The organism is Lacticaseibacillus saniviri JCM 17471 = DSM 24301 (assembly GCF_001311785.1).
In the GTDB taxonomy this organism is placed as follows: domain Bacteria; phylum Bacillota; class Bacilli; order Lactobacillales; family Lactobacillaceae; genus Lacticaseibacillus; species Lacticaseibacillus saniviri.
Window position 1 is genome coordinate 63,618 of sequence record NZ_BBBX01000007.1, and the last position, 12,156, is coordinate 75,773.

Sequence of the window (12,156 nt, forward strand, 5' to 3'; positions counted from 1 at the left end):
TCATTATAACACGCAGTTAGCATCACTTTGAGTCGACCGCCTAGTTTTGAACAGCGGCTAAACCTTTACGAGAAATTGGGCCCACAATCAGTAATTGCAGTGGTAGTGCCACAATCAAATTAAAAATCCAGCCGTGACCATACTGTGCCCAGCCAACTTGGCCTTCCATCAGCAGACCATAAAGTGTCATGATGCTCACCATGCCCAACACCATCAAGCTTGAGATTGTGATCGCAATCTTAAGCGGATGCGTATTTGCAGGATCCTTAATCAGGAATGTGAATACCACACCTTTGACAATCGGGCCCACTACGGCCAGATCAAAGATAGCCGCAACCAATAGTCCTAATGGGAAGCCAATCAAGACCTTCCCCGCCGTTGTTAGGCTCATTCCTTGGGCCATAATCACGTTGTATGCGCTCATGACAAAAACCATCATTCCCGCCATCATTCCGGTAAAAAGTAATTCTTCTTTAAAATTATTAGGCATTGTTCTGTTCTCCTTTTGTGATGTGTTCGAGTAGTGCTGTCAGCGAAGCAACCGTAGCTGCATCGTAATCCGCCAAAAGCGCCTCATCCGCGTCGTGCATATAAGCTTGAATAACCGCTTCTAATTCCTGAGCGCGGGGTAATAATAACACCAGTTTCTGGCGCGCGTCTGCTTTTAAGCTCTCGCGTTTGACCAGATCTAATTTCTCCATCCGCTGCAGAATCATCGTTGCCGTGGAGCGCTGAATATTGAACTCTTTTTCAATATCCTTTTGCGTCACATTCTGCGTGCGACTGAGATAATCGATCATCGCCATCTGTGTGCTGGTGAGCCCATATTGCTTGGCAAAGTCATCAAATTCACGCGTTAGTTGGTTCGCTGCCAGCTTGATGAGCCGACCAAAATAAATTGTCATCCTGTCCCTCCATATTTGTTAGCCAGCTAACAATATTACACTTTCTGAAAACAGATTGCAAGTGACCGGAAAATGACGCAAAAAAGGTTGCAGCCGCACCGTTATTGGTGTGGTCACAACCTTTTATTATTTTGCGTTCACTTCAAAATAGCGTCAATCGCTGCCAGTTCATCTGACGTGAAGTCCAAATGCTTCACGGCTTCTAGATTATCAGCCAAGTGATCCACGGATGTTGTGCCAATGATCACACTGGTCACAACGGGATCACGCAACAACCAAGCCAATGCCATCTGCGCCAATGTCTGTTGCCGGGACTTGGCAATGTCATTGAGTTGATTGAGCTGCTTCACCACAGCATCTGGTCCTTGCGCCAAAGTACTATCGTTGGTTGGATGAATCTTGAAGCTATCTGGAATCCCGTTGAGATAACGGCCAGATAACAAGCCTTCTGAGAGTGGGCCGTAAGCCACAAGCCCAGCGTTATCCGCCTTTAAGGCATCTAACAGACCGGTGGTTTCAACATCGCGATTGAACATGTTATAGCTAGACTGGTTGACCACAAATGGTGTGCCCAGTTGCTTGAACAGCTTGATGGCATCTTGTGTTTGTGGCGTATCGAAATTTGAAATCCCGATGTAGAGTGCCTTGCCTTGGCGGACTACGGTATCTAACGCCTGAACGGTCTCCTCAAGCGCCACTGTATCGTCAAAGCGATGTGCGTAATAGAGATCGACATAGTCCAAATTGAGCCGTTGGAGTGAGTCATCGATGCCTTGAAGAATCGCTTTACGGGAGGTGCCATTACCATAAGGCCCTGGATGAATCTCAAACCCGACCTTGGTACTGATGACGAGCTCATCGCGATAAGCCTTGAGCTCCTTATTGAGCACTTCACCTAAGAGGCTCTCACTCGAGCCAAAGTCCGTGCCACCATAGTGATTAGCGACATCAAAATGAAAAATGCCGTGATCAAAGGCACTCAAAATCACATCGCGGCGATCTGCCAATGGATCACTGCTACCGAAATGCTGCCACAATCCCAGTGAGATAACAGGTAACATTAGGCCACTATTGCCCGCATGTCGCACAGGGACTTGTTCATAACGATCACTTGCTGCTTGATACATTGTGGTTTCCCCCTCAGTCTTACCACCACCGCAGTGGTAGTAACCGTTTTCTTAGTCTCACTCTATCCTACCACATTACAGCTTAAAATAGTTTTGTAAGAAACGGGCAACACCGTCTTCGGTATTGGCATTGGTCATGAATCGAGCGGCCGCGCTGACTTCTGGGACCGCATTGGCCATGGCCACACTGATACCGGCCGCCTGTAACATTCCGAGATCATTCATGCCATCGCCAAACACAATCGTGCGACTGGCTGGGATGCCGGTCTTTTCCTGTAATTCCTTGATGGCCGTTGACTTGTCGACGTTCTTTGGAATCAATTCGATGTTATCGTGATTTGATGCCGACAGATGCAAGAGATTCGTTGCCCCGAGTTCAACCATCGTGTGCGCTAAACCGGCTGGATCATGTGGACTGAGCACAAAGCCATTGGTGATTTCTTGTTCATGTGCCAACAGTGATGGCAAATCTGGCAACTGAACGGTGGTGACCACATCTTGATCGGGCGAGAAGGACATCAGTGCCTTTTCGATGAACTTAGGTGGCGTCTTGGTGTAGAACACCTGATTATCAGAAAAATAAAACGCAGGCAGCTCATATTTTGCCGTCACCTGTTCAATTTGGGTCAGTGCTTCTTCGCCCAGCAGATGATGCTCGCGGTGACCATTGAAATCGTAGACCGCCCCATTGGACGCGATGATTTGCGCTTCTGGACTGACCTGACTCGAGATGAATTCGGCCAGTGCATACATTCGGCCACTAGCAACGTAGAATTGATGACCGGCCGCCATCAATTGGTTGAGGACTTTGACAGTTGGTGCGGTCACTTTGGTGTGATCCACGGCGAGCGTTCCATCGATATCGGAAATGATTAAATGTGGCTGCATGCTAATTCCTCTTTCTGTGTGAGTAGGCCCCTCTTGGCCCCTCACAACATTCTTTTCTCAAGATATTCTAAACCTAAATAGGAGTTGTGACAAAATCAAACCATTTTGTCGCAACTCCTATTTGATAAGCAATATGTGCTGCGCCGACGCTGGGTTTACAGCCCTTGTGGTAAGTCAGCGACGATATTTTGAAGCCATGTTTCCCATGGTGTATCAGGAATACCATTGGCGTTGAAGCTGATATTGAGCGCTTGAATCAAACCGATCAAGTTCCCACGACGCTGTGTCAGCAGACCATTTTTCACGTCTTCTGCTGTTAAACTGCGATTATCTAATAAGTATTGATTGATATCCGCAACATGACCACTCTGATCGAGTTGGGAGAGCACGTCCATCCCATCCGCATGATAATGTGCGGTATAAAAAGCAATAAAGTTTTCTAGTGCCGTTTGTTGAGCTTCTTGACTTAATTGATCGATCGTTGCCATCATTACACAACCTTTTTTAATTTAATAACTCCACGATAGCGAAAAAAGACTCTTTTGGCAACATTAATGTGAGTTTAATTGGAGGTGTGGCTCGAACCAACACTGCGACTCAGCACAAAACCAACGATAAATCCGACAATGGCTGGCACAACCCAACCCAAGCCTTCCGCAAAACCGGGCAATACTTGACCCATGGACACCAAGTGTTGAACTGTTGTGCCCTGCCAAGCAGCGGGCATCGCCTTTAAGCCATCGAGAATCGCCGGAATCACAGTGAACAGCGTCACGGTCCCGAATAACCATTTGGACTCACCCCACAATGGAATGCCGAGGCCCAAAATAATCAAGGTGATGGCGAGCGGATAGATGAAGAACAGCACCGGTGTTGAAATCTGCAGCAATTGATCTAACCCCACATTGGCGACAATCATGGGTAAGACACTAGCGAGCAGAATTAACCCCTGGTAAGGCAGCTTAGGAAACAGTTCCTTGAAGGTATCACCAAACGCTGTGATTAAGCCGACGCCAGTTTTCAAGCAGGCCAAGATAACGATACCGGCGAGTAACAGGTTACCCAAGGGGCCAAAGTAGGCGTGCGCCACATTGGCGAGAATCACACCACCATTATCAGCCCGCGGAAACGCGCCTAGGGCATTGCGCCCCAACAAGGCGAGCAAGGCATAGATGACTGCCATAATCCCGACCGCAAACACGCCTGACTTCATGGTCTCCTTGGCAATTTGACCCGGTTGCGTGACACCCAGGCGTTTGATCGCGTCCACGATCACGACACCAAAGGCTAATGCCGCCAATGCATCCATCGTCATATACCCCGATGTGAACCCTGTCAGCAGTGGTTGCGCCACATATGCGCCACGGGCCGCACCACCATGCCCCAGTGGTTTAAATAAGACCATTAACAGCAAAACACCCAAGAATAGTAAGAAGATGGGTGTCAGAATTTTACCCACGTACGTCATAATTTTGCCGGGACGGCGCGATAACCACCACGCGATACCGAAGAAAATAACTGTATAACCGGCTAACGCCCATGGCTGATCAGACTTACTGATGAAGGGACTCAAGCCCACTTCATACGAAATGGTTGCCAGCCGCGGCGTCGCAAACGCGGGCCCCACACTGAGGTAAAGCATCATTGTGAATATGTAGCCGTAGAGCGGACTGACCTTTTTGGCGAGGTGAAACACGCCTTCTGAGCGACTGTTACCGATTGCCACAACACCTAACAAAGGTAAGCCGACCCCCGAGATGATGAATCCCAGTGCAGCCAACCACATGTGGCTCCCCGCTTCTTGTCCCATGAAGACGGGAAAAATCAAATTACCCGCGCCAAAGAATAAGCCAAACAACATGGTACCGATAAAAATTAACTCACGTGACGAAAGACGCCTCTTTTCCATACTCATTCCCCCTGATTCAAGCCTAGCGACTCAGGTTGCGGTGCTTCAAGGCTGGGAAAACGACCTTGTCTGCCACACCAACCATTGCGCCTTGGAACAATAGTGCAAAGATTGTTCCAATATTAACAGCATAAATGTTGCCTGTGAAGAAATAAATCACAATAATGGCAATCAATGGTGGTGTAAAGGATAACACTTGGGCAATAGCAGGATTCCCATGCACATAGTCGAAGCGGATGATTTGCATCAAATCATCGGCCGGATGTAAAACAACATTGATCCGTTGATAGATTGAAATCCCAATACTGATGAACATCACGCCGACAAAATCCAACAAGACCCGCGCAATCAGTGGTAAACTGTTAAGCGATGTCATGCCAAGTAGTTGCGTAAACCAGCCAATTAGGTATGAAAATGGCACCATGAAGACAAAGTTGCCGACAATTCGGCGCCATTCAAATTTGCGCAATAAAATAACGTTGAGGGTGATAATAAACAGACCATTCAGCACCAACATATTTCCCAGACTAATCGGTGTGATGTGACTGATATTAACGGCCGCAGCGGTCCAAAACGCGCTCCCCAGATTGAGTGAGACGGTCAATGCGTTCCCTAAGGCATTGATCAACAGTGACACAATAAAGTAAATCACTAATCGGGTCGTGCTCAGTTTCGGTTCATTCTTGTCCTTCATGCTTGCTCCTCCTTGTGTGGGTGTCGAGTCAACCCACCGATGAAACGCTGATTTGCGCTCCCACGTGCATCAAATGTTACACGCTTTCTCACATTGACCAAGTATAGCACTGGATCGCCAATTTATCGGGCTGGCGGTCCGGCAATTTGTTAAAAAGGAGTCCAACTCATGACACAATCTTTTCCCACCAATGAACGTTTAATGATCGGTAGTCTGCTGGCCGCTTCTGCCGGGGGCTTTGATGCTTTCACTTACCTCCAGCACGGCGAAGTCTTTGCTGGGCTGCAGACCGGGAACCTAATTCTCTTAGGGGTTCACTTAGGCCAAGGCCAATTCGGTGTCACCATCCACTATCTCATTCCTATTCTTGCCTTTATTTTCGGGACCATGGTGGCACGTTTCTTCCAGCACACAATCAAAAAGCAAGCAACCATTAGCAGCGCCACAACTCATCATCACGTGGGAAATTCTGCTCACTGCGATTGTTGCCTTGGCCGATCCCGTGTTGCCTGATCTGTTAGCTAGTGCATTGATTTCGATGACAGCCGCAGCCCAACTTCAGGAATTCCGCAAATTAAAGGGTGGCCCCTTCACCTCATTGATGATGACCGGGAACCTGCGCACCGTTGCGGAAGGCATCTATGATGGGTTGATTCACCACAACACCGATGCGAGTCGCAAGGCCCTAGACATTCTCACCATCATTCTCAGCTTCAGTTTCGGTGCTGGCTTAGTTGGGGGCTTCTCCCACATGTTCTCACACTACGTCATCCTGATTTCAACGCTGTTCCTCAGCATTATCTGGTTTGTTTTCTGGCGCAGCCGTTTGATTTTGAGCAAGGAACAGGGAAAATAACCTCGCTCGTACAAAAAATAGAGATTGCGAACGAATCACTCATTCACAGTCTCTATTTTTTATTTGTTTGGTGTTCGCAGATATTTGATGAGCGCAAGGATAATCAGAACCATGACAATAAGACCCAGGATAGTACTCAAAATAAACATGAAGTCTCCCAAAGCTACCACAATGCTCACTCCGTTCTTTGCTTGAACTGCGTGCGACTCCGTCTTACTGCTGTCATTGTAGCATGGGCTGTTGGGCTTGTCGTGATAAAAATATACGTCTTGAACAGGTACAACTAAACGCGTTCACAGCCCCAAATTTGTCGCACTCTAAACGCGTTCACCCACACTGCCTGTTCCGCCTAACCAGCCTCCCGACAATCATCAAAACCATGATTGTTTCGTGAGTCCCGTTAGTGCTCACAGCCAACCCCGTGTGGTTTTGCGCTCTAAACGCGCTCACGAGGCAAGATATTCCGGTTAGCTCATCTTTGTTGAATCCACAGACCGGATTCTACCAAAGATATTGCTAATCCTCATGTCTTAACCGCCCTCGTTCGCGCTCTATTTTCCTAATTCCACGTAACTCAGGTCATCAAACCGTTCCACCTGAAATTGATGGTCCGGTTTTGAAATCAAGCGTGTGACACTCGCGTTGTGCAGAAGTTGGTTGTCGGCCACGGGATAACCGATGGCCCGCAACCACATCACGGTAATCGTGCCGTGAGTCACCACCAGAACACGCTGTTGCTGATTGGCTTCAGCGGTATCGACAACTTGATTGAAGAATTGATTGAACCGACTCATCAGCATCGCCGTGTTCTCCGCTGTGTTCGGATTCTCGTCCATATTCGCCGCATAAGTGGCATCCGCAATTTCTTCCAGTGTCATCAAGCCATCATCCAATGCGCTGCGGAACGTCGGCAGATTAAAGACATCACGGGCAAACGCATCAGTTTCCCAGCCTTCATACTTGCCATAATCTTCTTCACGCAACAGCGGTGTCTGATTAATGGCTAAGTTTGGTGTGGCACTCGCCAACACTAACTCTGCCGTCTTCACAGCACGTTTTGCGGTCGGAACTATACGCTTGATCAAAACTGATGCCTGCTTTTTTGAAACCACGCCCGAGCGCCTGTGCATCCGCAATGCCCTGCGCCGTGAGTTCAGAATCCGCCAGGCCCTGTACTCGTTTTTCAACGTTAAATTGGGTTTGACCGTGTCGTACAATATCGATTTCTACCATTGTTCGATCCTCACTTTATTTTAAAATACTGTTGCAAATACTGAGCCACGCCATCTTCGGCGTTGGTCGTGGTCACCGCGTCCGCGATTGCCAACACATCGGGTTTCGCGTTGCCCATCGCAATGCCGGTTCCCGCAAACTGTAACATGTCCAAATCATTCCGATCATCACCAAAAGCCAAAATCCGCGCTTGCGGAATCTGGTAATATTGACTGACGTAGGCAATCGCCTGGGACTTGGTTGCACGGGTTGCGGTCACTTCTAATGCCGCAAACTCACCCGACCATGCGCCCCATGTTGTCGCTTCGAGACTCGGAAACTGTTCATGGACGGCCTGTCCTAACGCATCGAGCGCTTGTTCTTCGACAAACATGGTCACCGAAATCGGCGGCGTCGTCAATCCAGCCTCATCCAAGAGGTGCACAGGTTGTGGCATATCAGGTAAAAACGGAATCGACTGATAACCACGATCTGGAATCAACAACTGCTTGCCCTCTGCCACCATCACCTTAATTGGGAACGCCGTCCGTAACTGCCGCAATGCCAGTGCTGTTTCGATGGTTAACGTCTGTTGCCGCTCGTTTTTCCATTGTTGGTGAGGCTTATGAATCAAGGCACCATTAAGTTAATGAGCGGTGTCGTCAATTGAAGTTGGTCATAAAACTGGGATGAAATTGAATCCGGTCGGCCCGTCGCAATCACAACTTTGTGCCCCATCTTCTGGAGCTGTTGCAGTGTGGACACGGTTTGATCACTCAGAGCACCTTCTGGATTCAATGTCGTGCCGTCGAGATCTAAAGCAATTAAATGCGGCTTCATAGCTGTTCCCCTTATCAAATTATGCATTAATTGTAGCAAATGTCTAGCCAAGCGCGAGTATTATCGCTTAGAATGAGGACTGGTAAAGAGAGGACGATTAATTTTGACACAAGCAATCACGCTCTACACAGACGGCGGCAACCGCAACACGGGTAACGTTGCGGGCGGCTCCGTGAAGCCCACCGACAAGAGTGCGTGGGCCGCGCTACTCATCTATGGTGACCATGAAAAGATGCTCACCGGTGGCGATTTTGGTAAAACCAATAATTATATGGAGATTCTCGCTGTTATCGAGGGCTTGCGCGCCATCAAGCAACCCGAAATTCCGGTCAATATCTATTCCGACTCAGCTTATGTCATCAACACCATGCAACAGCGCTGGTGGGTCAAGTGGCAACAAAACAACTGGAAAAAGGCGGCAAGCCGGTTAAAAAACGCTGAGCTGTGGCAGGAATTGATTGCCCAAGTGAATCGGTTTGATCAGATCACCTTCAACAAGGTCAAGGGTCACGCCGATAATCCGTATAACAACCGCGTGGATGCGGCATTGAACAAAACGATGGATGAATTATAGAAGTGTGAAAAGTATCGGTTGAGAATGAGCACTAGGCAGGCGTTGGCGGGTCAATCTCATGGGCTTTGAGATTGCCGGCAAAGCTGAACTAGGCGGAATTCTCAGATACTTTGAACACGTTAATAGAAGTGCGAAAAGCCACGGGAACCATCAAGAACTAACGAGCTTTACACGACAACGCAACACCACTACCCCTACATACTCAATTTAAGAAAGGATTTCAACATGTTTGATCTCACAAAACTCCAACATCAGCACGAATTAGTGCGTCTCACAATCGCTGATCAAGCTTTCAGTGGCTATATTCGTTCAGTTCAAGACGACCAAGCCGTCATGATTCTGGTCTCAAAAACCGGTCATCCAGATGGCTGGTTGTGGTTGAACACCGACAAGATTCAAGCCATCGACAGTCAAACCCCGGATCTTGCTCTGCAAGCATCCTTCATCGACATCTATCGCCACCGGCAACCAAGCTTTGATCCACAACAATTACCTGTCCCTGCAATCACACTCCACGATTGGTTGCGTCTGGCCAACGATCGGCAAACCATGCTGTATCTGGGCCTCGCACACACGTCTGAATGGGCCACGGTCTCACAAAAAGACCCAGACAACCATCAGTCACTATCATCTGGATGCACTGGATCAACCTGAACGGCATCCATTGGAAGCGGCTCAGGTGCAATTTATTGTCAGCGGGACCGAATACCTGAGTTTACTCAACCAAGTTCGCCTCACTGATTGAGTAAGAAATGAGCTTGATAGCGTTCTGCCAAATACTCGTGAATCACCGTCCGCATGCGTGCGACTGACGGTGATTTTTCAGTTGTGGGGTTTAATACCAAACATAGTGTCCGCGAGAAGGTTTCCGTGAACGGCAAAACATTCACGTCTCCCACCAACTTCTGCAGGGCAAGCTCCGGCAAGATACCAAGGCCCAGACCCGATTCCACCATCGAGAGAATCGATTGGTCATCGATCGAATAGCTGATCGAGTTGGCGGACACTTGATAGCGATCCAGCGTGCGCTTAGTATCGCGATCGTAATCGACCGCCTGAAGAATGAAACGGCGTTTGGATACATCCGCGTCCGTCATCGTTTTGCCGTTCTGAGGTTCAAAATCCTTGGGCGTGACACAATAAATTGGATCGCTAATCAGGGGTTCAACAATCAGTTGATCTGTCACAGGAAGCGATGAGAACCCAATATCAATGGTCCCGAGTCGCACCTGTTCGACAATCTCGTTGAAGCCACCCTGAATCACGGCCACATCGACCTGGGGATATTGCGCCCTGAAGCGACGAATGATCGCGGGTAACCAATTGGTCGATACGGATGAGAATGCCCCGATGCGAACGCGACCGGAGTTAGACCCCTTAATACTATCGGCCACCTGATATAACTGATCTTCGGTGTTCAAAATCGCCTGCACGATGGGCAAAACCGCCTTACCATCCACTGTCAGCTCCACACCGGTTCGATTGCGGATAAAGAGTGGAAAGCCCAAATCACGTTCCAGTTGACTGACGCTGTGACTGACTGCACTGGGGGTCACATTGAGCGCGCTCGCGGCCTGCACGAAGGTCCCCTGATTGACGACTTCCACAAAACTTGATAGCTAAAATTTGCCATTTTCGACCTCGAATGAATTTTTTTCACCTAAATATGAAATAGTTGAGTTTTACTTATCTTCGCAAACAGTTTACCATAAAGGATATTGAGACGCGATTAAATCACGTCACTCATTAAACGGAATTCAACAAGGAGGCCCTATTTATGAAGTTTGCTCAGCGTACCGTCAAAACCAGCAGTGCCGGCCTAGATGCGATCTTTGCTGCATCTGGCCCCAACGTGATCTCTTTTGCAGGCGGCTATCCCGATGCCACACTGTTCCCTGAACATGCCATGCAGGCCGCGTTCAGCGAAAGTTTTGCGCAGCACTCGGGTAGTTTACTGCAATATAGCACCACTGCGGGTTACCTGCCGTTACGCGAGAAACTGGCCGATCGCATGAACCGACGCGACCATTTGAATCTAAAGGCTGATGATATTTATTGACCCAAGGCGCACAACAAGGGATTGATCTCACCGCCCGCTTGTTATTGGACAAGGGTGATGGTGTGATTGTCGAAGGCCCAACCTATATCGGTGGCTTGGCCGCATTCGATGCTTACGAACCCACCTACTATGAAGTCCCTATCGAAGAAGACGGGATGGATATCACCAAGCTCCAGAAAGCTTTGATGCAGCATCAGGTCAAACTAATCTACACCATTCCCGATTTTCAGAATCCTACCGGGACCGTGATGTCCGTCGAAAAGCGCCAAGCCATGGTGCAATTGGCTAATCAATACGATGTCGTGATTCTAGAAGACAGCCCTTATCGCGACCTGCGCTACACGGGTGAGAATCTGCCAACCATTAAGTCATTTGATACGGAAGGCCGTGTAATCTCGCTGGGGAGCTTCAGCAAGATTCTGGCACCAAGTTTACGATTAGGTTGGTTAACAGCCGCTCCCGAACTGTTAGCTGCCCTCACCGCACTCAAGGCGGCTGCTGATGTCGAATCCAGTCATCTGGTGGCTGTGGCCGTCGATACCTTCATGAACGACAACGATCTCGATGCGCACATCGATGCCATGAAGCAGGTCTATCAAACTAAACGTGATGCGATGTTGAACGCGCTTGAACGTTACATGCCAAAAGACGTGCACTTTAATCATCCTGATGGTGGCTTCTTCCTCTGGCTGACACTGCCTGAAGGTTTTGACATGCAGCACTTCATGACAGCCGAATTACTACCAGAATACAACGTCTCCTTAGTCCCATCGCACCATCTCTATGCGTCTAAGTCGATTGAAAATGGTGCGCGCTTGAACTTCACCAATGTGAGTGAAGCCACGATTGAAAGTGGCATTAAGATGCTCGGTCAAGCCTTAAATGATGCCTTGCATCCCGCACAAGTGAACCAAATCTAATACAGAATAAAAATGAGCTGAAACAAAACCTAATTGGTTTTGTCTCAGCTCATTTTGGTTATTGCATAAACGCGCTCACCCACACTGTCTGTTCCGCCTAACCAGACCCACGACAATCATCAAACCCATGATTGTTTCGTGAGTCCCGTTAGTGCTCACAGCCAAACGTGTG

General features: G+C 48.5%; 11 protein-coding genes and 4 pseudogenes. 4 read left to right on the top strand and 11 right to left on the bottom strand.

The window, feature by feature from the left end:
* Positions 1–40: 40 nt before the first annotated feature.
* The 7 genes from JCM17471_RS05270 to JCM17471_RS05300 all read right to left on the bottom strand — a co-directional run bounded on the left by JCM17471_RS05270 (position 41) and on the right by JCM17471_RS05300 (position 5,523).
* Positions 41–490 (bottom strand): DUF2798 domain-containing protein, encoded by a 450-nt coding sequence (locus tag JCM17471_RS05270; protein WP_054777087.1) that lies wholly within the window; start codon positions 488–490, stop codon positions 41–43.
* Positions 483–905: a MarR family winged helix-turn-helix transcriptional regulator gene (locus JCM17471_RS05275; RefSeq protein WP_054777088.1), complete on the bottom strand. Its 423-nt coding sequence runs from the start codon at positions 903–905 to the stop codon at positions 483–485. The genes JCM17471_RS05270 and JCM17471_RS05275 overlap by 8 nt, the downstream gene beginning before the upstream one ends.
* Positions 906–1,042: 137 nt before the next feature.
* Positions 1,043–2,032 (bottom strand): aldo/keto reductase, encoded by a 990-nt coding sequence (locus JCM17471_RS05280; RefSeq protein WP_054777089.1) that lies wholly within the window; start codon positions 2,030–2,032, stop codon positions 1,043–1,045.
* Between the two features lie 75 nt (positions 2,033–2,107).
* Complete coding sequence (locus JCM17471_RS05285) at positions 2,108–2,920, bottom strand: Cof-type HAD-IIB family hydrolase (protein WP_054777090.1); 813 nt, start codon at positions 2,918–2,920, stop codon at positions 2,108–2,110.
* 155 nt (positions 2,921–3,075) lie between these two features.
* Complete coding sequence (locus JCM17471_RS05290; protein WP_082395223.1) at positions 3,076–3,408, bottom strand: hypothetical protein; 333 nt, start codon at positions 3,406–3,408, stop codon at positions 3,076–3,078.
* A 74-nt stretch (positions 3,409–3,482) separates the two neighbouring features.
* Positions 3,483–4,829, bottom strand: coding sequence for a branched-chain amino acid transport system II carrier protein (brnQ, locus tag JCM17471_RS05295; protein ID WP_054777092.1), 1,347 nt, complete (start codon positions 4,827–4,829; stop codon positions 3,483–3,485).
* 22 nt (positions 4,830–4,851) lie between these two features.
* Positions 4,852–5,523 carry a YczE/YyaS/YitT family protein gene (locus tag JCM17471_RS05300; RefSeq protein ID WP_054777093.1) on the bottom strand — a complete coding sequence of 224 codons (672 nt, stop codon included), beginning with the start codon at positions 5,521–5,523 and terminating at the stop codon, positions 4,852–4,854.
* Between the two features lie 168 nt (positions 5,524–5,691).
* On the opposite strand from JCM17471_RS05300, the pseudogene JCM17471_RS16775 reads away from it, so the two are divergent.
* A pseudogene (locus JCM17471_RS16775) lies at positions 5,692–6,379 on the top strand (YoaK family protein).
* 551 nt (positions 6,380–6,930) lie between these two features.
* Here JCM17471_RS16775 and JCM17471_RS05310 read toward each other — a convergent pair.
* The 3 genes and pseudogenes from JCM17471_RS05310 to JCM17471_RS05315 all read right to left on the bottom strand — a co-directional run bounded on the left by JCM17471_RS05310 (position 6,931) and on the right by JCM17471_RS05315 (position 8,431).
* Complete coding sequence (locus JCM17471_RS05310) at positions 6,931–7,428, bottom strand: histidine phosphatase family protein (RefSeq protein WP_162208358.1); 498 nt, start codon at positions 7,426–7,428, stop codon at positions 6,931–6,933.
* Complete coding sequence (locus JCM17471_RS15875; protein WP_082395219.1) at positions 7,376–7,612, bottom strand: phosphoglycerate mutase family protein; 237 nt, start codon at positions 7,610–7,612, stop codon at positions 7,376–7,378. Before JCM17471_RS15875 ends, JCM17471_RS05310 begins: the two co-directional genes overlap by 53 nt.
* Positions 7,613–7,622: 10 nt before the next feature.
* Positions 7,623–8,431, bottom strand: a pseudogene (locus JCM17471_RS05315) (Cof-type HAD-IIB family hydrolase).
* 103 nt (positions 8,432–8,534) lie between these two features.
* On the opposite strand from JCM17471_RS05315, the gene JCM17471_RS05320 reads away from it, so the two are divergent.
* Both JCM17471_RS05320 and JCM17471_RS05325 read left to right on the top strand, forming a co-directional pair.
* Entirely contained in the window at positions 8,535–9,005 is a 471-nt protein-coding gene (locus JCM17471_RS05320; RefSeq protein WP_054777094.1) for a ribonuclease H family protein, read from the top strand.
* A 225-nt stretch (positions 9,006–9,230) separates the two neighbouring features.
* Positions 9,231–9,659, top strand: a complete 429-nt coding sequence (locus JCM17471_RS05325; protein WP_054777095.1) for a hypothetical protein — start codon at positions 9,231–9,233, stop codon at positions 9,657–9,659.
* 80 nt (positions 9,660–9,739) lie between these two features.
* Here the strand turns inward: JCM17471_RS05325 and JCM17471_RS05330 are convergent.
* A pseudogene (locus JCM17471_RS05330) lies at positions 9,740–10,638 on the bottom strand (LysR family transcriptional regulator).
* 144 nt (positions 10,639–10,782) lie between these two features.
* On the opposite strand from JCM17471_RS05330, the pseudogene JCM17471_RS05335 reads away from it, so the two are divergent.
* Positions 10,783–11,984: pseudogene (locus JCM17471_RS05335) on the top strand (aminotransferase-like domain-containing protein).
* The last annotated feature ends 172 nt before the right edge of the window (positions 11,985–12,156 follow it).